The organism is Bradyrhizobium erythrophlei, assembly GCF_042430365.1.
GTDB lineage: Bacteria > Pseudomonadota > Alphaproteobacteria > Rhizobiales > Xanthobacteraceae > Bradyrhizobium > Bradyrhizobium erythrophlei.
Genome location: NZ_JBHMET010000008.1, coordinates 1 through 24016 on the forward strand (window position 1 = coordinate 1; position 24016 = coordinate 24016).

The 24016-nt window shown below is 64.5% G+C and carries 18 protein-coding genes; 7 read left to right on the forward strand and 11 right to left on the reverse strand.

The window, feature by feature from the left end:
• Positions 1-278 precede the first annotated feature (278 nt).
• Positions 279-710, forward strand: a complete 432-nt coding sequence (locus tag ACFFWD_RS00825; protein WP_376960458.1) for a hypothetical protein — start codon at positions 279-281, stop codon at positions 708-710.
• 13 nt (positions 711-723) lie between these two features.
• Here ACFFWD_RS00825 and ACFFWD_RS00830 read toward each other — a convergent pair whose 3' ends face one another.
• Positions 724-1494, reverse strand: coding sequence for a DUF2865 domain-containing protein (locus ACFFWD_RS00830; protein WP_376960523.1), 771 nt, complete (start codon positions 1492-1494; stop codon positions 724-726).
• A gap of 258 nt (positions 1495-1752) precedes the next feature.
• Entirely contained in the window at positions 1753-2316 is a 564-nt protein-coding gene (gene pyrE / locus ACFFWD_RS00835; protein ID WP_376960460.1) for an orotate phosphoribosyltransferase, read from the reverse strand.
• Between the two features lie 188 nt (positions 2317-2504).
• Here pyrE and ACFFWD_RS00840 point away from each other — a divergent pair, with 188 nt between their 5' ends.
• Positions 2505-3131, forward strand: coding sequence for a glutathione S-transferase family protein (locus ACFFWD_RS00840; RefSeq protein ID WP_376960462.1), 627 nt, complete (start codon positions 2505-2507; stop codon positions 3129-3131).
• A 113-nt stretch (positions 3132-3244) separates the two neighbouring features.
• Here the strand turns inward: ACFFWD_RS00840 and ACFFWD_RS00845 are convergent, their stop codons facing one another.
• The 6 genes from ACFFWD_RS00845 to ACFFWD_RS00870 form a co-directional block, all read right to left on the reverse strand.
• Complete coding sequence (locus ACFFWD_RS00845; protein ID WP_376960464.1) at positions 3245-3880, reverse strand: LysE family translocator; 636 nt, start codon at positions 3878-3880, stop codon at positions 3245-3247.
• A 157-nt stretch (positions 3881-4037) separates the two neighbouring features.
• Positions 4038-7073, reverse strand: a complete 3036-nt coding sequence (gene polA / locus ACFFWD_RS00850; RefSeq protein ID WP_376960466.1) for a DNA polymerase I — start codon at positions 7071-7073, stop codon at positions 4038-4040.
• Positions 7074-7206: 133 nt separating this feature from the next.
• Entirely contained in the window at positions 7207-7944 is a 738-nt protein-coding gene (locus ACFFWD_RS00855; RefSeq protein WP_376960468.1) for a response regulator, read from the reverse strand.
• Positions 7941-9689: an ATP-binding response regulator gene (locus ACFFWD_RS00860; RefSeq protein WP_376960470.1), complete on the reverse strand. Its 1749-nt coding sequence runs from the start codon at positions 9687-9689 to the stop codon at positions 7941-7943. Before ACFFWD_RS00860 ends, ACFFWD_RS00855 begins: the two co-directional genes overlap by 4 nt.
• Positions 9659-11689 (reverse strand): sensor histidine kinase, encoded by a 2031-nt coding sequence (locus ACFFWD_RS00865; RefSeq protein WP_376960525.1) that lies wholly within the window; start codon positions 11687-11689, stop codon positions 9659-9661. Before ACFFWD_RS00865 ends, ACFFWD_RS00860 begins: the two co-directional genes overlap by 31 nt.
• Positions 11690-11747: 58 nt before the next feature.
• Positions 11748-12743, reverse strand: coding sequence for a TRAP transporter substrate-binding protein (locus ACFFWD_RS00870; RefSeq protein WP_376960472.1), 996 nt, complete (start codon positions 12741-12743; stop codon positions 11748-11750).
• A gap of 193 nt (positions 12744-12936) precedes the next feature.
• On the opposite strand from ACFFWD_RS00870, the gene ugpB reads away from it, so the two are divergent.
• Together ugpB and ACFFWD_RS00880 are read left to right on the forward strand one after the other, a co-directional pair.
• Positions 12937-14247, forward strand: coding sequence for a sn-glycerol-3-phosphate ABC transporter substrate-binding protein UgpB (gene ugpB, locus ACFFWD_RS00875; protein ID WP_376960474.1), 1311 nt, complete (start codon positions 12937-12939; stop codon positions 14245-14247).
• Between the two features lie 118 nt (positions 14248-14365).
• Positions 14366-15319 carry an aminoglycoside phosphotransferase family protein gene (locus ACFFWD_RS00880; protein ID WP_376960475.1) on the forward strand — a complete coding sequence of 318 codons (954 nt, stop codon included), beginning with the start codon at positions 14366-14368 and terminating at the stop codon, positions 15317-15319.
• 5 nt (positions 15320-15324) lie between these two features.
• Here the strand turns inward: ACFFWD_RS00880 and ACFFWD_RS00885 are convergent, their stop codons facing one another.
• Genes ACFFWD_RS00885 through ACFFWD_RS00895 form a run of 3 tightly spaced genes read right to left on the reverse strand, consistent with a single transcriptional unit; the run spans position 15325 to position 18471 of the window.
• A complete protein-coding gene (locus tag ACFFWD_RS00885) occupies positions 15325-16437 on the reverse strand; it encodes an ABC transporter substrate-binding protein (protein ID WP_376960477.1) in 1113 nt (370 codons plus the stop codon).
• On the reverse strand, positions 16434-17813 hold the full coding sequence (locus ACFFWD_RS00890; RefSeq protein ID WP_376960479.1) for a sensor histidine kinase N-terminal domain-containing protein: 1380 nt from the start codon (positions 17811-17813) through the stop codon (positions 16434-16436). The genes ACFFWD_RS00885 and ACFFWD_RS00890 overlap by 4 nt, the downstream gene beginning before the upstream one ends.
• Positions 17794-18471, reverse strand: a complete 678-nt coding sequence (locus ACFFWD_RS00895) for a response regulator transcription factor (protein WP_376960481.1) — start codon at positions 18469-18471, stop codon at positions 17794-17796. Before ACFFWD_RS00895 ends, ACFFWD_RS00890 begins: the two co-directional genes overlap by 20 nt.
• 442 nt (positions 18472-18913) lie before the next feature.
• On the opposite strand from ACFFWD_RS00895, the gene ACFFWD_RS00900 reads away from it, so the two are divergent.
• The 3 genes from ACFFWD_RS00900 to ACFFWD_RS00910 all read left to right on the forward strand — a co-directional run bounded on the left by ACFFWD_RS00900 (position 18914) and on the right by ACFFWD_RS00910 (position 23899).
• Complete coding sequence (locus ACFFWD_RS00900; RefSeq protein WP_376960483.1) at positions 18914-20428, forward strand: porin; 1515 nt, start codon at positions 18914-18916, stop codon at positions 20426-20428.
• A gap of 323 nt (positions 20429-20751) precedes the next feature.
• On the forward strand, positions 20752-22029 hold the full coding sequence (locus ACFFWD_RS00905; RefSeq protein ID WP_376960527.1) for a 2-hydroxycarboxylate transporter family protein: 1278 nt from the start codon (positions 20752-20754) through the stop codon (positions 22027-22029).
• Between the two features lie 247 nt (positions 22030-22276).
• A complete protein-coding gene (locus ACFFWD_RS00910; RefSeq protein ID WP_376960485.1) occupies positions 22277-23899 on the forward strand; it encodes an ABC transporter substrate-binding protein in 1623 nt (540 codons plus the stop codon).
• Positions 23900-24016: the final 117 nt, after the last annotated feature.

Sequence of the window (24016 nt, forward strand, 5' to 3'; positions counted from 1 at the left end):
CGCGATCACCTCGTCCAACGTCTCTGGATACAGTGTCGCCTGATAGCGCGACTGGCCAATAACGTGTGCCATCCTGTCCCCGAATCAGTCTCTGCCTCACAAATCCAACATCAGAGCGTGGTTTTTTTGCACGGCCTGTTTCGCCAGGACGACGTCCCTTGATGGGGTATGCATCATCGGAACAAATTAAGAACACTTTAGCAAGTCTTTGATATATCATTGTGATTCGGCGCTAGTGCCACACAATATCTATGGTCTCCAGTCTCCGCGAGGACTACATGTCCACCATCGCCTTCGATCAGTTCGCTCTCACCCGCATTGCCGATTTCGCGCGCTCGCTGTCGCGGCTGCATCTGGCCTCGCGACGGCAGCCGATCGACGACGACCAGATCGACCGCGAGTTCAACGCGGTCTGCATGTCGATCTGGGGCTACACCACGGATGATTTCAGCGACGCGCTGTTCTCGGCGGAGGACCACGCCTGGCTCGATTCGCTCGATGAGGCGCATGCACGGATCTTCGCGGGCGAGCAGGGCTACGACCTTGTCGACGATCATGGCATGCTGACGGACTGGTGGGGCTATTGCTGGATGATCCTCGCCGAGAAGCGCGGCCTCCTGAATCCGGAAAACCGCGCCGCGGCACGCGCGGCGATCGAGGAAAAATACCTGGCCGCGCCGAACGTGATCGGCGTGATCGTCGGGCGCTAAAACTTGTAGGCCGTCAGTTCGCGTCGGCGCGCTTGGCGGGCTTCGGCGTGGACGTCTTCGGCACCATTGTGGTCGGCGTCGCGACGTCGCGGGTAGTTTCCGGCAGCGGGGCATCGCTGGCCATGTCGGCGGTGACGGGCGCGACCTTCATTTCGCCCAGCCGGGCGCGGATCGCTGCCGTCAGCCCCGGATAAGAGGCAATCGGGGTGAAGTCGAAGGCCTGCTCGTTGCCGACACGGATGCCGGTGTAAGCGACGAGGCCGTCGGTGGTGGCGATCACGTCGCCGGCGCGCAGCGAGGTGTCGAGCGCAAGGTCGACCGGCGCGAGGCCGGCGGGATCGCGGCCGTTGCAGGTGCAGTCGGCGCGCAGCGCCTTGCGGTAGGCGAACGCGTTTTCGCTGTCGGCGTAGCGCTCGCCGCTACTCGACGACGCGCCGTCGATATTGCTGCCGAAATAGACCTTGGTCGGGCTCGCCGGACAGAACGCCTGACACATCTGGACCGGCGTGGCGTTGCCGCGCATGGTCAGCGGAAAATACTTGCCGTCGCAGCTACGCACGCAGAACGCCGGTCCCGATCCGGCGACGCGCGGTGCCGGCGCCGAGACCGGCGGCTGCGGCTGCTGGTTCAAGCCGAACGGGTCGGCGAAGAAATTCGCCTGCGGCGGCGCCTGACGCGATTGCTGCTTCGGCGCGCCGCCGAAAAAGAGGTCGAACAAACCTTCGGCCGAAACAGGGGCGGGCATCACCACAATCGAGCCCGCAAGCGTTGCGGCGACAAGCATCACGCGGCGCCGCACACGCCGATCACTCAACTCTGTACGCAACTCGAACTCCACCCGACGCAACACGCCGCGGCGACAGGTGTCGCGGCGCATTCACCATAATGCGGGATGGTAAACGAGCGATTGATCGGGCGGGGAACTGCGGGGAGAAAGCGTCAACGCGCGATGCTTTCGTGCCCCGGCTCTGCGGCACATCGCCATAGCGCGTCGCAGACGCGCGTGAACGCGCTGCACCGCGTCCGGGACAAGAGAGCTTGATCAGTCCTTCAAGAACTCGCCGGCCCTGTAGAGCGCGCGGAACGGCAGACCGGCCTCGGCAAAGGTTTCGGTCGCGCCTTCCTCGCGGTCGACCATGGTGAAGACCAGCGCGATCTCGCCGCCGGCCTCGCGCACGGCTTCCACCGCCTTCAGCGCCGAGCCGCCGGTGGTGGTGACGTCCTCGACGATCACGATGCGCTTGCCCGCGAGCGTTTCGCCCTTGGCGAGCCCCTCGACCGAGAGCTTTGCGCCGTGCTCCTTCGGCTTCTTGCGCACGAAGAACGCCGCGATCGGATGCCCCTTCAACCAGGAGAGCTGCGCGATCGCGCCGGCGAGCGGCACCGCGCCCATCTCCAGCCCGCCGACGTAGTCGAGATTGTCGTCCTTCAGCGCGTCATAGGTCAGTTCGGCGAGCAGCGCGGCGCCCTCGGGGTCAAGCATCGTCGGCTTCAGGTTGAAATAGAAGTCGCTCTTGCGGCCCGAGGCCAGCGTGATCTCGCCGCGCCCGAACGAACGCTTGCGGATGATCTCGGCGAGGCGGGCACGGGAGGCTGATTTGGACAAGGCTTTTCTCTGTCGGTTTGAGGCGGCGCGCAATCTATCGGCGCCCTCGGGCACATGCCAGCGCGGATATTACGCCGTCAACAGCGCCCACGCCGCGATTTTCGGCTGACACGGCTGCGGAAAGCGCGGGTTGTGCCGGCTTCCGGTTCCGCCTAATCAAGCGGAAAATACTTGTGGGGGAAGCGGAAATGACCATCGAGCTGCACACCTGGAACACGCCGAACGGCCGCAAGATCTCGGTGGCGCTGGAGGAAATGGGGCTGCCCTACAAGGTGATCCCGGTGAATATCACCAAGGGCGAGCAGATGGCGCCCGGCTTCCTCGCGATCAGCCCGAACAACAAGATTCCCGCGATCGTCGACCCCGACGGCCCCGGCGGCAAGCGCGTCAGCATCTTCGAGTCCGGCGCGATCCTGCTCTATCTCGGCGAGAAGACCGGCAAGTTCCTGCCCAAGCCGCTCGCGGAGCGGATTCCGGTCTATGAATGGCTGATGTGGCAGATGGGCGGTTTCGGCCCGATGCCGGGCCAGGTGCACCATTTCATCGCGCTCGAGAATGAGCACGACCGGGCCTACGGGCTGAAGCGTTTCATGGCCGAGACGCGCCGGCTCTACGGCGTGCTTGACCGCCGCCTCGAGGGCCGCGAGTTCGTTGCCGGCGATCTTTCGGTGGCCGATTTCGCCATCCTCGGCTGGGCCTGGCGTCATCCGCGCCACAAGGTGGAGCTTGCGGACTTCCCCAACGTCAAGCGCTGGTACGACGCGCTGATGGCGCGCCCGGCCACCCGGCGCGGTATGGAGGCGAAGCTGGACTGAGGTGATTCCGTCATCACCCGCGAATGCGGGTGATCCAGTACGCCGTGACCTTTGTTGTTGACGGAAGCGCCTCAGAGTACTGGATGCCCCGCTTTCGCGGGGCCTGACAGCGGCTACGCCCGCTTCGCCTCGAACGCCATCTTCACCGCAAGCCCGGTCAGCACTGTGCCCATCAGCCAGCGCTGCACCAGAAGCCAGGTCGGGCGGGTGCCGAGGAAGACGGCGATCGAACCCGCGGCGAGCGCGATCATCGCGTTCACGCTGACGCTGATCGCGATCTGGATCGAGCCGAGCATCAGCGACTGCGTCAGCACGCTGCCGCCGGCGGGATCGATGAACTGCGGCAGCAGCGCCAGATACAGCATCGCGATCTTCGGGTTGAGCAGATTGGTGACGAAGCCCATCGCGAACAGCTTGCGCGGGCCGTCGACCTTGAGTGTCTTGACCTGGAACGGCGAGCGGCCGCCGGGCTTCAGCGCTTGCCAGGCGAGCCAGAGCAGATAGGCCGCGCCGGCAAAGCGCAGCGCGTCATAGGCGTAGGGGATCGCGAACAGGAGCGCGGTGATGCCGAACGCCGCGCACAGCATGTAGAACACGAAGCCGAGCGCCACGCCGCCGAGCGAGACGATGCCGGCCGAAGGCCCCTGCGTGATCGAGCGCGAGATCAGATAAATCATGTTCGGCCCGGGCGTCAGCACCATGCCGAAGGAAACGAGCGCAAAGCCGAGCAAGGCGGATGTGTGGGGCATCGAACAGGACTCGTGAGGGAATGCACACTTCTAGCGTGTCGTGCACCGCGGGGCGATCCCAGAATTGCTCTCGGAGCAATGTCGCTGCTGCGGCGGCCTGCTCCCTCGCCCCGCGCTTCGCGGGGTCGAGACGAGCGAAGCTCGCTCTGGAGTTCAATCAATGCGCCTCGTCCCAATTGTTGGCGGCGCGGGCGTCGACCTGCAGCGGCAGCGACAGGCTCACGGCGGGGAAGGGCGCATCCTGCATCACCTTCTGCACCACCGGCAGTGTCGCCGCGACCTCGTTGTCGGGCACCTCGAAGATCAGTTCGTCGTGCACCTGCAACAGCATCTGCGCCGACAGCTTCTTCTCGGCGAGCGCGTCTTCCATCCGGATCATGGCGCGGCGGATGATGTCGGCGGCCGAGCCTTGCAGGCGCGCGTTGATCGCGGCGCGCTCGTTGAAGGCGCGGTGCGAGGCGTTCGACGCCTTGATCTCTGGATAGTAGCACTTGCGCCCGAACAGCGTGGTGACATAGCCGTATCTGCGGCAGAACTCCTTGGTGTCTTCCATATAGGCGCGGATGCCGGGGAAGCGCTCGAAGTATTTCTTGATATAGGCCGAGGCTTCCTCGCGCGCGATGCCGAGCTGGTTGGCGAGGCCGAAGGCCGAGATGCCGTAGATGATACCGAAGTTGATTGCTTTCGCCCGGCGGCGCACCTCGCTCGGCATGTCCTTGATCGGCACGCCGAACATTTCGGAGGCGGTCATCGCGTGGATGTCGAGCCCGTCGCGGAACGCCTGCCGCAGCATCGGCACGTCGGCGATCTCGGCGAGCAGCCTGAGCTCGATCTGGGAGTAGTCGGCCGAGACCAGCTTGTGGCCCGCCGTCGCGATGAAGGCGCGGCGGATCTTGCGGCCGTCCTCGGTACGAACCGGGATGTTCTGCAAATTCGGTTCGTTCGACGACAGCCGGCCCGTAGTGGTCGCCGCCAGCGCGTAGGTGGTGTGGACGCGGTGGGTCTGCGGATTGACATAGGTCGGCAGCGCATCGGTGTAGGTCGATTTCAGCTTGGAGACCTGGCGCCACTCCAGGATCTTGCTGGGCAGCTCGTGGCCCTGCTCGGCGAGGTCGTCGAGCACCTGCGCGGTGGTCGACCACGCGCCGGTCTTGGTCTTGGCGCCGCCGGGCAAACCCATCTTGCCGAACAGGATGTCGCCGATCTGCTTGGGGCTGCCGACATTGACCGGCTCGCCGGCGATCTCCTGGATCTCGGCCTCGACCCGCGCGGCGGTCTGGGCGAAATCGCCCGACAGCCGCGACAGCACCTGGCGGTCGATCGAGATGCCGCGCCGCTCCATCCGCGCCAGCACCGAGACCAGCGGCCGCTCCAGCGTCTCATAGACGGTCGCCATGCGGTCGCCGACGAGGCGCGGTTTCAGGATGCGCCACAGCCGCAAGGTGGCGTCGGCGCTTTCGGCCGAATATTCGGTCGCCTTGTCGATCGTCACTTGGTCGAAAGAGAGCTTGCCCTTGCCGCTGCCGATCAGGCCGCCATAGGCGATCATGGCGTGGCCGAACGAGCGCTCGGCGAGCGCTTCCAGCGCGTGCGAGCCGCGGCCGGCATCGAGCGAATAGGACATCAGCTGCGCATCGTCGCTGTTGCGCAGGGTGATGCCGTGTTGGGCGAGCAGCACGGCAGAGAATTTCACGTTGAAGCCGACCTTGAGGATGCCTGCGGATTCCAGCAGCGGCTTCAGCGCGGCGAGCGCGTCTTGAGCTTTGATCTGGTCGGGCGCGAGTCCCGCATCGAACAGGCCAGCGCCGCCGCCGGCCTGCTTGTGGCCGAGCGGGACATAGCCGGCGTCGCCGGGCGCGAGCGAAAGAGCGACGCCTGAAATCTCCGCCTGCATCGGGTCGATCGAATCGCTCATCACCTCGATCGCGAAATGGCCGACGTCGGGGACGCGGGCGATCCATGCGTTCAGCGCATCGAGGCTGCGGATCGCCTGGTATTTGCTGCGATCGAACGGCAGCTTGCGCATCGCATCCGCGCGCGCATCGGTCAGGGCGGTCGGCGTGCCCTTGAAGCTCGCGGACTTGTCTTCCTTGCCGCCGCTCCTTGTGGGCGGCGCTGCGCTTGCAAACAGGTCGCCGGAGGTGCCTGCCGGCTTCGCCTTGGTCGGGCCCTCGGCCGCGGGCTTCGTGGCAGCGCCGCTCTTGTTGCCGGCATCGGCCTCGATATTGGCCGGGTCGATCTGCGCATACTCGGCGACGCGACGGGTCAGGGTCGAGAACTCCATCGCCTTCAGGAAGGCGATCAGCTTGCGCGCGTCGGGCTCCTGCACCGCAAGCTCGTCGAGCGGTACCTCAAGGTCGACCTTGTCGTCGAGCAAGACCAGTTGCCTTGAGATGCGCGCCTTCTCGGCGTTCTCGAGCAGGGCCTCGCGCCGCTTCGGCTGCTTGATCTCGGTGGCGCGGAACAGGAGCTGCTCGAGATCGCCATACTCGACGATCAATTGCGCCGCGGTCTTGACGCCGATGCCGGGCACGCCGGGCACGTTGTCGGTGGAGTCGCCGGCCAGCGCCTGCACCTCGACCACCTTCTCCGGCGGCACGCCGAATTTCTCGATCACCTCGGGAACGCCGATGCGGCGGTCCTTCATGGTGTCGAACATCGTGATCTTGTCGTTCACGAGCTGCATCAGGTCCTTGTCGGAGGACACGATGGTCGTGGTGGCGCCGCGCTCGCTTGCCTGCCGCGCATAGGTCGCGATCAAGTCGTCGGCCTCGAAGCCGGCCTGCTCGAGGCAGGGCAGGTCGAAGGCGCGCACCGCCTCGCGGATCAGCGAGAATTGCGGGATCAGGTCGTCGGGTGCCGGCGGCCGGTGCGCCTTGTAGTCGGGATAGAGCTTGTTGCGGAAGGTGATCTCCGACTTGTCGAACACGATCGCCAGATGTGTCGGCTTCTCCTGCGCGGGCATATCGCGGAGCAGCTTCCACAGCATGTTGCAGAAGCCGAGCACGGCATTGACCTGCAGCCCGTCGGACTTGCGGTTCAGCGGCGGCAGCGCGTGGTAGGCGCGGAAGATGTAGGAGGAACCGTCGACCAGGAAGACGTGGTCGCCCTTCGCCGTGGCCTTGGCGGCGACGGGCTTTGGTGCGGTCTTCGGTGCTGGCTTGGCGGGGGCTTTGGAGGCTGTTTTAGGCATGGCCGAAATTTAGGGATTTTTGCGCAGGATTGACAGCCTCTGTGTCGATGAATCCGCGCGTGCCGCACAACCAATTGTCGTCCCGGCCCCGTGCGCAATTGCGCACTAGGCCGGGACGACATCGAGAGGCTGGCTAAGCCTTATCCCCGGCCGGCGAGAACAAATAGCCGCCGCCCCTGATGGTGCGGATCACCGCGGGCTTGGTCGGATCGATCTCGATCTTACGCCGGATGCGCATGATGCGCAGGTCGACCGCGCGGTCGAACGCCTCGGCGTCGCGCGCATTGGCGAGTTCCAAGAGCCGCTCGCGCGACAGGACGCGCTTCGGGTTGGCCGCGAACACCTTCAGCAGGCCGAATTCGGACGCGGTCAGCGGGTGCTCGTTGCCTTCGTCGTCGCGCAGCGCCTGAGCCTCGAGATCGAGCCATTTGGTGCCGAACCGCACCAATTGCTCCTTCTCGGCCTTGGCGTTCGCGGGCTCCGACGCCGCGGCCTTTGCCGGCCCGCTCCGCCGCAGCACCGAGCGGATGCGGGCCATCAGCTCGCGCAGCTCGCAGGGTTTTGCCACGTAATCGTCGGCGCCGAGCTCGAGCCCGACCACCCGGTCGATCGGGCTGGCAGTTGCTGTCAGCATGATGACGGGGACGTTGATCTTGCTCTTGAGGTCGCGGATGATCGACAGCCCGTCTTCCTCGGGCATGTTGAGATCGAGCACCACGAGATCGGGCACGCTGGTCTCGATCTCCTTGCGCAGGCTTTTTCCGCCGTCGCACAGCGTCACGCCAAAGCCATGCATCTTGAGGTAATCGCCGACCATTTCGCGGGCAGGCGCCTCGTCGTCGACGATGAAGATATGCGGGTTCTGGCTCATGATGTCTCTGTCGCGGGCAATGTAACCGTAAAGGTCGCCCCCTGTCCGGGTCCGGCGCTTTCGGCGGTCACATGGCCGCCATGCATATCGATAATGCGTTTGACGATGGACAGGCCGAGGCCGGTGGAGCTTTCGCCGGCGGTCGGCTTGGCGGACAGCCGCTGGAACCGGCCGAACAGCCGTCCGAGGTCCTCTGGGCTCAGGCCGGCGCCCTGGTCGGTGATGCGGATCACAGTGTTCTCGCCCTCGTGGTTGACCAGGACGGTGATCTTGCCGCCGATCGGCGAATATTTGATGGCGTTCGAGACCAGATTGTCGATCGCCTCGCGGATCCGGTCGGCATCGCACATGGTCACGAATTGTGGCGGCGCCGAAACGGAGATGCTTTGCTGCTTGTTGACCGCCAGCGGCAGGTTGGCCTCGGTCACCTCGTTGACGAGGGCCGACACGTCGACCGGCTCGCGGCGGATGGTGATGTCGAAAGCGTCGGCCATCGCGTCCGAGATCAGGTGGTCGACCATCGAGGTCAGGCGCCTGGTGGCGTCCCTGATATGCTCGACCTGCGCGGTGACGTTCTCCTTCGGGGAGCCGGCACTGATCAGCTCGGTCAGCATCTCGGTGCGGCCGAGGATCACCCCGAGCGGATTCTTCAGATCGTGCGCGACGGTGCCGAGGATCTCGTTCTTGAAGCCGTTGGCGCGCTGCAGCCGCAGCCACTGCGCCGACAGCCGCCGGTTGGCTTGCATCAGCGCGCGGGTGCGCTGCGCGACGCGGTCCTCGAGCTGGGTGTTGGCCTCGTGGAGCTGCTGGTACAGGATCACGTTGTCGAACGCGATCGACAGGCGGCTCGAGAAGATCTCGACCAGCGCGCGGTCGGTGTCGGAGAGCTGGCGCTCGGCCTGCAGCAGCACCACGACCTCGCGGCCGCTGCCGGTGCGCGAATAAAGCACGCTGCGGTGGTCGGCGAATTCGTTCTTGCGGCGCTGGAAGGCGGCTTCCACCATCGACCGCAGATCCGGATCGAGCGCCCTCGACGAGGTGGTGCCGATGAAGCGGCTGTAGCAGCCGGAGCAGGCCAGCACCGAGAAATCGGCGGCGGCGGCGTTGCCGTCGTCGCGCAGCACCAGGATTCCAGCGCAATCGACGTTGAGGAGCGAAGCGAGCTGGGTCAGCACGCCCTCGGCGAGCCGCTGCATCGACTTGAAGTCGTACAGGGTCGAGGCGGCATCGATGATGATCTCGAGCCCGCGCCGCGTCTGCACCATGCGCTCGAGCTGCTGGTAGCTGCGCAGCGCTGCGGTCAGGGAGGTGAACAGCTTGTCGGCGGTAAGCTCGGTCTTCGCCTTGTAGTCGTTGATGTCGTACTGGACGATGACGCGCCGCTCCGGCGCCTGGCCCGGCTGGCCGGTGCGCAGGATGATGCGGACGGTCTCGTTCTTGATCTCGTTGCGGATATATTCGACGAGCTCGAGGCCGGCGATGTCGGTCTCCATGATGACGTCGAGCAGGACGGCGGCGATGTCGGGGTTGTCCCGCATCAGCGTGCGACCTTCGGCCGCGGAATAAGCCGACAGGATTTCCAGCGTCGCGCCGTTCAGATTGTAGTCGCTCAGCGCGAAGCGGGTCCCTTCATGCACCGCATGATCGTCGTCGATGACGGCGATCTTCCATTTCCGCGCCGATGAATCCTCCGAGGCGCTCTCGGTATCGTCGATCAGGTGGAGGACATCGTCCTGTTCGGCCATTGACTGGTTCCGTCGGCTGCTGCGTCAGTGATGGTGGGTTGGCCCTTGGCGATCCTGGGCATGATAATGCGAAAAGTCGTTCCTTGTCCTACCCTTGACTCCAGCATCATGCGGCCGCCGAGCTGCTGGGTGACAAGGTTATAGACGATATGCAAGCCCAGGCCCGTACCACCTTCGTTGCGGCGCGTGGTGAAGAAGGGATCGAACGCCTGCCGCTGCACGTCCGGCGTCATGCCGGCGCCGTTGTCGGCGAAGATGATCTCGACATCGTCCGTGCCGCGCGCCCGCGCCGAGATCGAGATCGCGCCGGAACGGCCGTCGGCGAAGGCATGATTGACGGCGTTGAGGAAAAGATTGGTTAAGATTTGGCCGTAGGCGCCCGGATAGCCGTCGATCAAGAGCCCCTCCGGCACGTCGACCGTCAGCGTGATGGCGGCCTTCTTCAGCACCGGCCGCAGGCTCGCGACGATCTGGTCGGTCGACTCGCCGAGGCTGAACTGCCGCCGTTCGGCGTGCGAGCGGTCGACGGCGACCTGCTTGAACGACTGGATCAGCTCGCCGGCCCGCGTCAGGTTCGCAACCAGTTGCTGCGCGGCGTCGCGCGAGGTGCGGACGAATTCGTCGAGCTTGGAGCGGCGCAATGGCTCCGTCTTCAGATCGCTTTCGAACATCTCGGCGCGGCGTGCGAAGCTCGAGGCGACCGTGAGGCTGATGCCGATCGGGTTGTTGACCTCGTGGGCGACGCCGGCGACGAGCCCGCCGAGGGCGGCGAGGCGTTCGGCGTCGATCAGGTTCTGCTGCGCGGTGTTGAGTTCGAGCAGCGCGCTTTCGGCCTTTTCCTTTGCGGTGCGCAGCTCGTCCTCGGTCTTGCGCTTGGCGACCGCGTTCTCGCGGAACACCTCCACCGCGCGGGCCATGGCGCCGACCTCGTCCTTGGCCGATATGCCTTGCACCGCGCGATCGTAGTCGCCCGAGGTGATGGCGCGCATCGAGGCCATGATCTGCGCCAGCGGCAGGCGGATCGACAGCGCAATCAGGACGCCGGCCGACATGATGATGCCGAGGAAGATCACGGCGATCGACAGCACCCGGCGCGAGATGTCCCTCAGCGTCTTGTCGAACGTCTCCTGCGCCTTCAGCTCGCGCTGGCGCATCTTGACCGAGAGCTCGTCGATCGCGCCGATCGCGTCGGCCTGGCTCGCGTCGATGGTGTTGCGCAACAGGTCGGTGCGGCTGGCGAGCTGCTCGCTCAGCTTGGCGAGCCCGTCGCGCAGCTCCGCGGTCTTGGTCTTGAGCCGCGCCAGCGCCATGCGCTGCAGGTCGTTCTCGGCCAGATCAGTCATGACCGGAATGGTCTTCTCGATCGTATCGGTGTTGCGGCGGGCTTCTTCCGCGGACGCCGAGTCCAGCGACAGATAATAGGCGTTGGCGGCGACCAGGAGCGAGGTGAAGGCCTCGCGCGACTTGCCGAGCGAGGGCCAGATCAGCGCGTCGCGATGCCCGGTCGCGCCCTCGATGATCGAGTAGAGCCCGGCCATGTCCTTGGTGGGAGCCAGCACCTGCTCGTTATAGGTCTTGGAGATGGTCGCCTGCACCGCGCGCAACTCGCCGAAGCCGTCGAGGAAGCGGCTGGTGACGCGCTCGAGCTGCTCCACCGAGCCCGACAGCATCGGGTCGGTCGAGGCGCGCGTGGTCAGCGTGCCGAGCACCGCCTCGCGCAACAGCAGGATCTCCGCGAACAAATCGGGGCTCGGCTGGTTGATGTAGCGGTGGATCAGGTTCTGCAGCCGGCTGGTCTCGCTTTCGAGCTTGGCCAGGATCTTGTCGGACTCGCGGACCTGGCGGACGTCCTCCCAGGCCGAGCCGAGCACCTTGGAGCCATTCCAGATCAGCACGGCGAGCACGATCACGACGGCGGAGTTGAGCAGCGCGATCGACAGGATGCGCCAGCGGATCGGGACCGCGCGCAGCCACTGGACGATGTGGAAACGGCCGCGCACCGCGAAGCCCTGCGGCCGTCCTCCATTCCCGTCCTGTTGGGGCGCTCCCAAGATCCGGTCACTCCACCTTGCGGATGCGTTCGATCAGGGCCGCGATATCAGGCTCGCGGCCGGCCCTGGCATAGATGCCGGCCATCGCGGCCTCGAACGGCTTGCGGTCGAACGCGGTCACGATTTTCACACCGACGTCCTCGGCCTGCTTGCGCGACCGGTCCTCGAGGTCCTTCCACTTCTCGCGCATGTAGACGCTGGAGCGCTGCGCGGCCTCGCGAAAGATCTTGCGGTCCTCCGGCGACAGGCTGGCCCATGCCTTTTGCGACATCACGAGGACTTCGGGGCTGACCGTGTGCTCGGTCAGCGTGTAGTAGCCGGCATATTTGTAGTGATCGGTGGTGACGAAGGAGGGCCAGTTGTTCTCGGCGCCGTCGATCAGCCGGTTGGCAAGCCCGGTCAGCACCTGGCCGTAGGGCAGCTCGACCGGCTCGGCGCCGAGCGCGCGCATCATGGCGGACATCTGTTCGGACTGCTGGACACGCACGCGCAGGCCTTTCAGGTCGTCGAGCGACCGCACCGGGCGGACGCTGTTGTAGATCGAACGCGCCCCGGAATCGTAAAACGCCAGGCCGACGAAACCATGGGCTTCGAAGCTGGCCAGGATCTCGTTGCCGATCGGTCCGTCCAGCACCTTTTGCAGATGCTCAACCGATCGAAACAGGAACGGCATCGCCAGCACGTTCACCGCCGGCACCATCGTCCCGATCAGCGCGACATTGGTGCGGTTGAGGTCGATCGCGCCGGCCCGGGTCTGCTCCAGCGTCTCCTTCTCCTCGCCGAGCTGGCGCGAGTGGAAGACCTGCATCTGGTGCCGGCCGCCGCTCCGCTCAGCAACCAGGCGGCCCATATAGCGCAGCGCCTGGACGGTCGGATAATCCTCGCTCTGGGTGTCGGCGGCCCGGAATTCGCGCGCAAACGCGCTCGCCGACACCGCCGTACACAACAGCGCGACGACAAGCGTTATGGTCCGCGAAAGGCCGGCGCGGCGGTACACAGGCAACAAATCCCCTTGTGATTTGAGTCCAGGGCGGGAAGAAAAGGTTCAACACAATTTTAGCAGAACGCGGATGGTTCGCCATCGGCGAAATAGATAATTTGCGCGCTGCAACCAGCGGGGGCGGATTGAAACTGCGGTTGTGGGGCCTTATGACGGCACCTCGCCAGGAGGGGGACGTCGCGTTGTGAAGTTTGGATTGAAAGTCCTGCAGTCGGCCGCCGCCGCGGTCCTTCTCCTGATGTCGCCGGCGCGGGCCGCGACCGAGATCATGTGGTGGCACGCGATGTCGGGCGAGCTCGGCAAGCAGGTCGAGAAGGTCGCCGCCGATTTCAACGCCGCGCAGGCCGATTTCCGGATCGTGCCGGCCTACAAGGGCAACTACACCGAGACCGTGACCGCGGCGATCTTCGCGTTCCGTTCGCGCAGCCAGCCGGCGATCGTGCAGGTCAACGAGATCGCAACCGCGACCATGATGGCGGCGCGCGGCGCGATCTATCCGGTGTTCGAGCTGATGCGGGATCAGTCGGAGGCGTTCACGCCGTCGGCCTATCTGCCCGCGGTGGCCGGCTATTACGCCGACGTCGCCGGCAACATGTTGTCGTTCCCGTTCAACGCCTCGACGCCGATCCTCTACTACAACAAGGACATGTTCCGTTCCGCCGGGCTCGATCCGGACGTGCCGCCGAAGACCTGGCCCGAGGTCGGCACGGCCGCGAAGCGGTTGCGTGCAGCCGGCGCGCCGTGCGGCGTGACGACGTCGTGGCCGTCCTGGATCAATGTCGAGAATTTTTCCGCCTTCCACAATCTGCCGATCGCGACCAAGGCCAACGGCTTTGGTGGGCTGGATGCGCAGCTGATCTTCAACCACCCGCTGATGGTGCGCCACATCGCCCAGCTCGCGGATTGGCAGACGACCAAGATCTTCGACTATAGCGGCCGCGGGCAGGCGGCCGAGCCGCGCTTCCAGAAGGGCGAGTGCGGCATCTTCATCGGCTCCTCGGGCACGCGCGCCGACATCAAGGCCAACTCGAAATTCGAGGTCGGCTACGGCATGATGCCGTATTACCCCGACGTGCTTGGCGCGCCGCAGAACTCGATCATCGGCGGCGCCACGCTGTGGGTGTTGCGCGACCGGCCGCGCGTCGAATATGCCGGGGTCGCAAGATTCTTCGCCTATCTGTCGCGGCCGGAGGTGCAGGCCGCCTGGCACCAGAACACCGGCTATCTGCCGATCACCCGCGCCGCGTTCGATCTCTCCCGCACGCAGGGCTTCTACGATCGCAATCCCGGCGCCTCCATTTCAATTGAAGAAGTCACGCTGAAGCCGCCGACCGACAATTCGCGCGGCATCCGCCTCGGCTCGTTCGTTCTGATCCGCGACGTGATCGAGGAAGAGCTCGAGCAGGCCTTTGCCGGCAAGCGCTCGGCGCAGGTCGCACTGGACATGGCGGTGGAGCGCGGCAACCGCCTGTTGCGCCAGTTCGAGCGCGCCAATCCGGACCGGTGAGGCTGCGTAGCCCGGATGAAGCGAAGCGAAATCCGGGACCAGTCTTGCAAGCGGACGGGAATCCCCGGATTGCGCTGCGCTCCATCCGGGCTACGAATCCGCTCCTTGACCACCGCACATGACCGCTTCCCTTCCATCCATCACCGACTACGACACCTACCGCGCCTGGCGCGGCGACACCTCGCGCTGGCTGCCGGTCGCGCGCGATATTGCTGACGGCCACGGGCTCGCCTGCGACGCGCTGCATGTGTTCGCAACCGGCACCAATCTCGTCATCGGGCTCGACGACGGTCTGATCCTGAAGATCTTCCCGCCATTTCTGCGCCCGCAATTCGTCTCCGAGCATGCCGCGCTGGTGGCGTTGCGCGGCCGGCTCGGCATTCCGATCCCGGAGATCGTCGCGCAGGGCGAGCGCGACGGCTGGCCTTATCTTGTCATCACGCGGCTTTCGGGCGTGCTCGGCAGCGACGCCTGGCCGACGCTGCCGGAAGCGCAAAAGGAGCTCGTTCTGGCCGAGATCGGCGCCGTGATATCAGAGGTGCAGCGCGTGCCGCCGGGCGCGCTGCTGGCGATCGAGCCGCGGTGGGATGTCCTCATGCGCGGTCAGATCGCGCAGTGCCGCGCGCGGCATCAGCGGCTCGGACTGCCGCAAAAATTCCTCGACGGGCTCGACGATCTCCTGCGCGACGCCGAGGCGCTGATCCCGATGGCCGCGTCGCCGGTGATCCTGACCGGCGAATACATCCCGGAAAACTTCCTGCTTGAGCGCCGCGGCAGCCAATGGCGTCTCGCCGGGCTGATCGACTTCGGCGACGTGCGGACAGGGTGGGGCGAATACGACCTGCTCGGTCTCAGCGCCTTCATGGCCGCCGGCCATCTGCGCCGGGTGCGCAGCCTGTTCGGGGGTTTTGGCATCGCGCGCGCGGACGTCACCTTCGCGCTGAAGCGGCGGCTGATGGCGCTGATGCTGCTGCATCGCTTCTCCGATCCGCTCAACAGCATCTGCATCGCGGGCTGGCCGGACAAGGTCGACGACCTCGTCGGGCTGCAGGAGCTGATCTGGCCGGATTGACTCCGCTAGGGCGATACGATCTGTCGCCAGGTCTTCACGAACTGCTCGCGCTTGACGACGTCGAGGTAAGTGAGCGCCGGCAGACCAAGGGTCGGGAAACTGAGCAGGCCCGGCTTCTCGGCGAGATATCGCGCCTTCATCTGCTCGCGATCGGTGCCCAATCCCGCGATCGAAAGCCCAAACGCATCGGCAACCACTGTCTGACCAGCCTCGGAGAGAATATAGTCCACGAACAGGCGGGCGAGGTCCGGCCGCCGCGCCCTGCGCGGGATGACGATGGTCCGCGATACCGCCACGACGTAGTCTTCCGGCACGACGATCCCGATGTTGCCCTGCAGTTCCGTCTGACGGAGCGCATAGGAGCCGAGCACGTCATAGGCGATCAGCGTGTTGCCGCGGATGAGCGAGTCGAGCATGTCCTGGGTGCAGCAGAAAAGCTGGGCCTTCGCGACCCCGAGTGCGTGGGCCAAGCGCCAGAAATTCGCCGACAGCATGGACTCGGTGGTCGCAAACAGATACCCGACGCCGCTGACGCCGATGTCATAGGTCGCGACCTTTCCGCGAAACCGCTCGGGCGATCGTTCCAATAGCCGGATCAGATCCTGGTGCGATTTGGGGATCTCGTCACGGTCGAGCGCGGCCTTGTTGTAGACGATTACCGCCGGCTCCAACGTGAAGCCGAATATCTCGTTGCGCCAGATCGCCCAATCGGGAAGTCCGCGGGCCGCGATCGAGGCCTGCTGCAGGTGCCCGTCATTGGCAAGCTTGACCTGAAGGTCCATCGCCGAGCTGATCAGGAGGTCAGCGAGGGGCTTGTCCTTGGAGGTCATCACGGCATCCTGATAGAGCGGCACCGTCTCGTAGAGGCGATAGCGGACCTCGATCTCGGGATGCTGTTTCTGGAAACCTTCGATGACGGGACCCATCGGGGCAATATCGGCCGTGCCATGAATCAGGAGCGTTGCGGCGGTGCCGGCGGGCGCAGGAAAGACCATCATCTTGTTGGCGGATTTTGACTGATCGGCGCGGCAGTCCACGCAGGCGAGGAGCAGTACCGCGACCAACGTCGCGAAACGTGCGGCGCATCGCGCCACCGGATATCGACGATCGCCCATCATGCCGCCCTCGGCAGGGTGACGCGCGCGACAAGACCGCCGCCGGGGCGATCGAGCAGGGACAGATCGCCGCCAGCCGCCACCGCGGCGCTTTTCGCGATATTGAGGCCGAGCCCGGTCCCGGCAATCTCGGCCCCAGCCGTGCCGCGCCGGAAGCGCTCCAGCACCACCGCCTTTTCCGCGTCGGGAATGCCAGGACCGCGGTCCGCGACGTCAAACAGAATGGTCGATCCGTCAGGCGTGGTCCGCAAATCGACGTCGATCGTGCCGGCCGGCGCGTATTTCAGCGCATTGTCGAGCAGATTGTCGATCAGTTCGCGAAACGCCAGCGGCGCGCCGCAAACCAGGAAGTCGTCATGGGTCGTCGAAAGATCGGTCAGCCGGCAGCGCTGCATGCTGTGCGCCGGCAGACGTTCGACGGCCTGCAGATAGAGCTCCAGGAAATCGCAGCGCGGATTGCTGGAGGTCTCGATGTGATGGGCGATCGCGGCTTCGGCCAGCAACTGGTTGACGATCCGTGTGGCATCGACTGCATTGGCGTGGATGCGGTCGACATAACTACGTTGCAGGGCAGGGTCCTTTTCGGCGGCAGCCACCTCCGCGAGCGCTCGGATCGAGGCAAGGGGGGTGCGCATTTCGTGGGTGGTGTCGACGGCGATGCGACGCAATGTGCTCAGCACGCCGTCAAGCCGCTGCATGAACACGTTGAGGCTGGAAACCAGCGAGGTCACTTCTTTCGGCACTGACGTCCGGATCGGGGTGAGGTCGGCGGGCTCGCGCCCGGTCAATTCCGCCTCGAGCGACACCAGGGGAGCCCAGGCGCGGTTGAGGCCCTTCGAAATCAGAAGACACATGACCAGTCCCGCCAGCGCCATCGGCGCAAACGAGTTCTTGAGGATATGCGACGCCAGCTGCGTGCGCGCTTCCCGCGTCTCGGCCACGGTGACGCTGACCCAGCCGGACTTCTCGCCGAAGTCGATGTAGCGCCAGACCGTTCCGACGCGGACCGCATCGTTCGAATAGGTCGCGTCGAAGAAGGTCGGTGACCGGTCGCGGTCATCTCGCTTCGCTTGGGGCAGATCGGCATAGCCGGTGATGAGGGAATGATCCGGCGCGCGGACCGCATAGAACGCCCGTGTCTCGCGCGCGGCGCCCAGAATCTCCAGCGACGCCAGCGGCAGTTCAACGGTGAGATTTCCGTCCTCGACCCTGATGCTGTCGGCGATCGACAGCGCCGACGCCGCAAGGACGCGATCGAACGCGGTGTCCGCTGCGTTCAGCGAGAAATTGCGTACGTAGAGGAACAGGCCGATGCCGAGGATCGCGAGCAGGGAGATCGCGCCCAGCAGAATATCGCGCTTAATGGAGGTCTGGCGCATCCGCATCGTCGATCTTCGCGACATAGCCGGTGCCCCACACCGTTTGGATGCGGAGCGTGGTTGGCTTCAATCTCCGCCGAATGCGGGAGATGTAGAGCTCGAGGGCGTTCGGGTTGACGGCATTCTCGTAACCGAACAGCTGATCCATCAGACGTTCCCTGGGTACGACTTGTCCGGGCGAGAGCACCAGTAGCTCCAGCAAGCGAAACTCGCGCCGGGTCAGCTCTATCCGCGTGCCGGCCGCGATCACCGATTGTGCGGCGATATCCACCGTCACGTCGCCGATTTCGATCCGGCTCGTCGGCATACCGCTGTGCCGCCGCACGACGGCGCGCATTCTGGCTTCCAGCTCGCGCAGGTCGAACGGCTTTACGAGATAATCGTCGGCTCCGATGTCGAGCACGTTGATCTTGTCGCCGAGGTCACCCCGGGCGGTGATGACGAGGACGGGGGTATGAATGCGCCGGCTCCGCACCAGCTTGAGCAGGTCCGAGCCGTTGATGCCCGGCAGCATGAGATCGAGAATGATCAGGTCGAATGGGTCTTCCTGAAGGCGCCGCGATGCATGTCCGCCGTCGGTCAGCCATTCGACGGCGTGCCCCTGGCCGCGCAGGCGCGCGACGATTGCCGCGCCGAGATCCGCGGTATCCTCGATCAAAAGCGCACGCAAGACCTGTCGCGCATGTCACGCGTCCCCTCGAAGACGCGCGTCGCGTCCTCATGTTCGGCAGCGGCGATTGCTGTCGCAGCCTGTCGTTTCCTCTTGAAAGGCGCGCGGGCCACCCGACCCGGAACCCGTTGTCCGTGGCGCCATTTGCTGGTGCGCGTTCTTGGAATTTCGCTCCACTAAATCAGGTGCGACAATTTGGTCAAGTGTTCTCGGATGTCCGCAGCGCGTTCCGACGCAGCTGCCCGCGAGATGGCGTCGTGACGCCAGTGCTCATCCATCACAACATGGAACCTTCCGTCTGCTCTCCGAGGTGTGGTGATCGCGCAACGGTCACCGTTCCGATCGTCTGCTGTTCGGAGATGACAGGGTTCTGACAGCTCTCGCCGCCAGTTTCCCCGAGCGAACCAACAATTCTCTCAAGGGGGGCGATATGACACGAACAAGGCAATTCCAGCACAAGTGGCTGTCGGGCACGGCCTTGACCGGACGGTGCGCGCCGGACAAGGCCGCGCGATATCTGCTGATCGGCGCAACGCTTGCTGCGATCACATCGGTGGTCGCGACGCCGGTGAAGGCAGACGATATCGCCGAGCTGAAGGCTGAGATCAGAGCGCTTAACAAGCGCCTGACCGACATGGAAGAGCAGAAGAAGAAGGTCAAGAAGCTGGACGATCGGGTCCAGCAGGTGGAGCGGGCGCAGGAGGCGAACGCCGCGGCCCCGCCGCCCGGTCCGATGCCGACCAAGACCGGGCCCTGGGACAGCTTCATCAACGGCAGGCCCGTGCATATCGGTATTTCCCAGAGCACCGACGTGCTGCTTTACGGTATCATCGAGCCGACGCTGGGTTACGTGACTAATGTCGACAAAGCCGGGCACTCGACGGCGGGATTGAACGTTTCATGGTTCAGCGGCAACCGGTGGGGCCTCTTCATTACCCAGAAGGTGTTCCCTGAATACGGCTTCAATCTGCTGGCGAAGGTGGAAAGCGAATTCGAGCTGCCCAGCGGCAACATGGATACGCCCGGTGTGATCTTCAACCGCGACGCATGGGTCGGATTCGACAGTCCGCTACTTGGCAGGTTCAGCGTCGGTCGCCAGAACACGCTGCCGCGCGATGTCGCGAATATCTGGGCTGATCCCTATGGCAGCTCAGCCCTCAGCACCGGCGAGGGAGGATTCACCAACAACAACAACTTCAAGCAGATCATCTTCTACACCAGCGGCGGCAACGGCGCCAATGGTCAGGGCGACACACGCTACGACCAGGGCCTGGTCTGGAAGAAGGTGTTCGACAACGGGCTCTATCTCGGCGCAGCCTACAACTTCGGCAGTGCCAACGGTCCGGGCGGACCGCTGGGCAGCGGCCCGATTCCGGGCGCCGGTTTCGACAAGGGAAGCACCGCGGCGGTGGCTGCCGGCTACAATATCGGTCAGTTCCACATCTCGTCCTTCTACACGCGCGCCAACGTGCTGGAGATCCCGACCATCGGCACGACCAACATCGGGCACATCCATCAGTCCTGGGGCATCGGCGGTAACTGGGACGGCGGACTGCTTCGGCTGAACACCGGCTACATGCACTATACGGCTGATCAGGGCATCGTCGGCACACGAGACGACGACGTCGTGACGGTGTCAGCCAAGATCACGCCGTCCAAGCTGTACGATTTCGAGCTCGGCTGGCAGGACTTCTTTGCGCACAACGCAGCGCTCAGTGGAGCCGGATATACCCTGAGACCGTTTGTGGACGCCAGCGCCGCTACCATGACCGGGACCGGCACGAGAATGACCACCTATGCGTCGTTCATGTACCACCCGATCCCGAACGTCGACGTCTATATCGCAAGCGATCATTTGAAAACGACCGGCGGCTACAGCGCCAGCCAGGCCCACAAGCACGATACGGCCGATGAGATCGTGACCGGCGTTCGCTACAAGTGGTAGCGGATCGCCCCCGCCGCTTCGCGCGCCCCGCGCGGAGCGGTGACGCCGGAGAGATGCCCCTCGCGCGGCGTTGAAACATCTCATTCCCCTGCCGAACGGCTCGCGGCAGGGGAATCGGAGAAACATCAGAAGGCGACGGCGCTCGGCGCCGTATCGGAGCAATCGCGCCAAAGGCGTGCAGGCGATTCCGGCCGTCGACCAAAAATCAATGGGAGAGCGTAATGTTGGACAAGTCCCAATCTGGTACTGCGGCCTGGCATCAACGAGTCGCGCGCGAAACGTCCAGCGTGCCAGCATTCTGGCCGACCGGCTGGTGGCGGATCATGGATTTCAAGATCGGAATCATCTCGCTTCCGATCTTCGCCATCCTCGTCGCCCTGCTCGCTGTCCTGACGCTGCAAGGCCAGATCAAGCCGGACGCGCCGACGATGATCGCGGTGCTGGTGCTCGGCGGGTTTTCCTGCGCGGAGCTGGGCAAGCGGTTACCGGTGCTGCGCAACATCGGCGCGGCTGCGATCTTCGCGACCTTCATTCCCTCGGCGCTGGTCTATTACAAGCTGCTGCCGGCACCGATCGAGAAATCGATCGTCGAATTCACCAAGTTCACGAACTTTCTCTACATCTATATCGCCGCCATCATCGTCGGCAGCATTCTGGGCATGGACCGCAATGTTCTGATCAAGGGCTTTCTGAAGATCTTCGTCCCGCTCGGCATCGGCTCCATCGCGGCTGGGACCGTCGGGACGCTGGTCGGCATGGCGCTCGGCCTCGGGGCCTACAAGACCTTCTTCTTTATCGTCGTGCCGATCATGGCCGGCGGCGTCGGCGAGGGCGCGATCCCGCTCTCGATCGGATATTCCGCTATCCTCGGCCAGTCGCAGGGAGATTTTTTTGCGCAGGTGCTGCCGCCGGTCATGCTGGGGAGCCTCACCGCGATCCTGTTCAGTGGCATGCTGAATTATGTCGGCAAGAAATATCCTCATCTGACGGGAGAGGGCCGGCTGCAACCCGCCGCCGCCGACGGCATTGACCTTGCCGCGATCGAGACGCGTGACGACACATCCTTCTCGCTCGATATTCACGCCATCGCGGCCGCAGGATTGACGGCGATCGTGCTCTACTTGCTTGGTGTCATGCTCTTCCATCTGATCGGCTTGCCGGCGCCGGTCGCGATGCTGTTTCTTGCGGTCGCCGCCAAGGTGTCGAGCGCGGTCTCGCCGAGGCTTCAGTCGGGCGGGCTGATCGTCTACCGGTTTGTCCAGATCGGTATGACCTATCCGCTGTTGTTTGCGATCGGCGTCTCGCTGACGCCGTGGGCCAAGCTGATGTCGGCATTCACGGTGACGAACCTGACGGTGATTGTCGCCACCGTGTTCACGCTGATGGTGACCGGCGCCATGGTCGGACGGATGATGAACATGTATCCCATCGAGACGGCGATCGTGAATGCCTGTCATTCCGGACAGGGCGGCACCGGCGACGTCGCCATCCTGACCGCCGCGGACCGGATGCAGCTGATGCCATTTGCACAGATCGCGACCCGCATCGGCGGCGCGATCACCGTCACCGCCGTCCTCGTCGTGTTGCGATGGATCGCCTGAGTTTAGCGGCGCAATCCGCCGGGCGCCGCACGAAACGGCGCCCGAATCGATCTGCTTATTGAACAGGCAAACCTGTATCATTGTATGCAAGGAAGCGCCACTAAGCTCGTGCCGTTTGTATTGTCTCCTGGCTGAATTCGATAGCAACGTCAGTATCTTAGAGAATGGTTCGCCCACCGCTAGGGATTGGCACGAACCTTGCGATCTCCGTTCCAAAGCCGTTTTGCAAAAGGCGTTGGAGCATCACATGAAGCGTCGCGATTTCCTCAAATCGGTGTCCGGGCTCGCGGCGGGCGCGCTGGCGCCGACCGCGCCCGCGATCTTCTCGCCGGCCAAGGCCGACGCGCGCTCGGAGACGCTGCTGATCGTCTCGGAAGGCGGCCCCAACAATCTCGATATCCATGGCGTCGGCACCAACGTGCCCGGCTACGAGGTGTCGTGGAATTGCTACGACCGGCTGATCAGCCACGAGATGAAGAGCGGCCCCGGCGGCGTGCCCTATTACGACCGCGACAAGTTCAAGGGCGAGCTCGCCGAGGACATGAACCTCGGCGACATGTCGGTCACCTTCAAGCTCAGGAAGAACGCCAAGTTTCATGACGGCACGCCGGTGACGGCGAAGGACGTCAAATGGTCGCTCGATCGCGCGGTCTCGGTCGGCGGCTTCCCGACCTTCCAGATGAGCGCGGGCTCGCTGACCAAACCCGAGCAGTTCGTCGTCGTCGACGATACCACCGTGCGCGTCGACTTCCTCAGGAAGGACAGGCTGACGATCCCCGATCTCGCCGTGATCGTGCCCTGCGTCGTCAACTCCGAGCTCGTCAAGAAGAACGCGAGCGAGAAGGACCCGTGGGGGCTCGAGTTCACGAAACAGCAGACCGCGGGCTCCGGCGCCTACAAGGTGACGAAGTGGACCGCCGGCACCGAAGTGATCATGGAGCGCAACGACGATTGGGTCTGTGGTCCGCTGCCGAAGATCAAGCGCGTGATCTGGCGCATGGTGCCGCAGGCCGGCAACCGCCGTGCGCTCTTGGAGCGCGGCGACGCCGACATCTCCTATGAGCTGCCGTTCAAGGATTTCCAGGAGATGAAGGCGAACGGCAAGCTCAACGTGGTCTCGCTGCCGTTCTCCAACGGCATCCAGTACATCGGCATGAACGTGACCAGGCCGCCGTTCGACAATCCGAAGGTGCGGCAGGCGATGGCCTATGCAATGCCATACCAGAAGATCATGGACGCGGTGCTGTTCGGCCTCGGCAATCCGATGTTCGGCGCGCGGAAGGACAGGCCGACCGAGGTCGCCTGGCCGCAGCCCACGAAATTCGTCACCGACATGGAGAGGGCGAAGGCGCTCTTGGCCGAGGCCGGCTACGCCAACGGCTTCGAGACCACGATCTCGTTCGACCTGAATTTCGCAGGCGTCAACGAGCCGCTCTGCGTCCTGGTGCAGGAGAGCCTCGCGCAGCTCGGCATCAAGGCCATGATCAACAAGGTGCCCGGCGCCAACTGGCGCACCGAGTTGAACAAGAAGGAGATGCCGCTCTTCACCAACGTGTTCTCGGGCTGGCTCGATTACCCCGAATACTTCTTCTACTGGTGCTATCACGGCAACAATTCCGTCTTCAACACCATGAGCTACAAGTCGCCGGAGATGGACAAGCTGATCGACGGCGCGCGCACCGCCGCGGCAAGCGGCGACACCGCGGCCTACGATTCCGACGTGAAGGGCTTTGTCGACCTCGCCTTCGCCGACATCCCGCGCATCCCGCTCTACCAGCCCTTCGTCAACGTCGCGATGCAGAAGAACGTGTCAGGCTACCAATACTGGTTCCACCGCCGCCTCGACTACCGCGCGATGGCGAAGGGGTGAGGCCGTGGCAAGCGCGCGCAACGTGTTCGCGTGTGTCGATCTCGTTAGTGAGGTGAGCACGCTTCTCAGGCTCCCTCCCCCCTTGCGGGGGAGGGTTGGAGAGAGGGGTACGCCGCA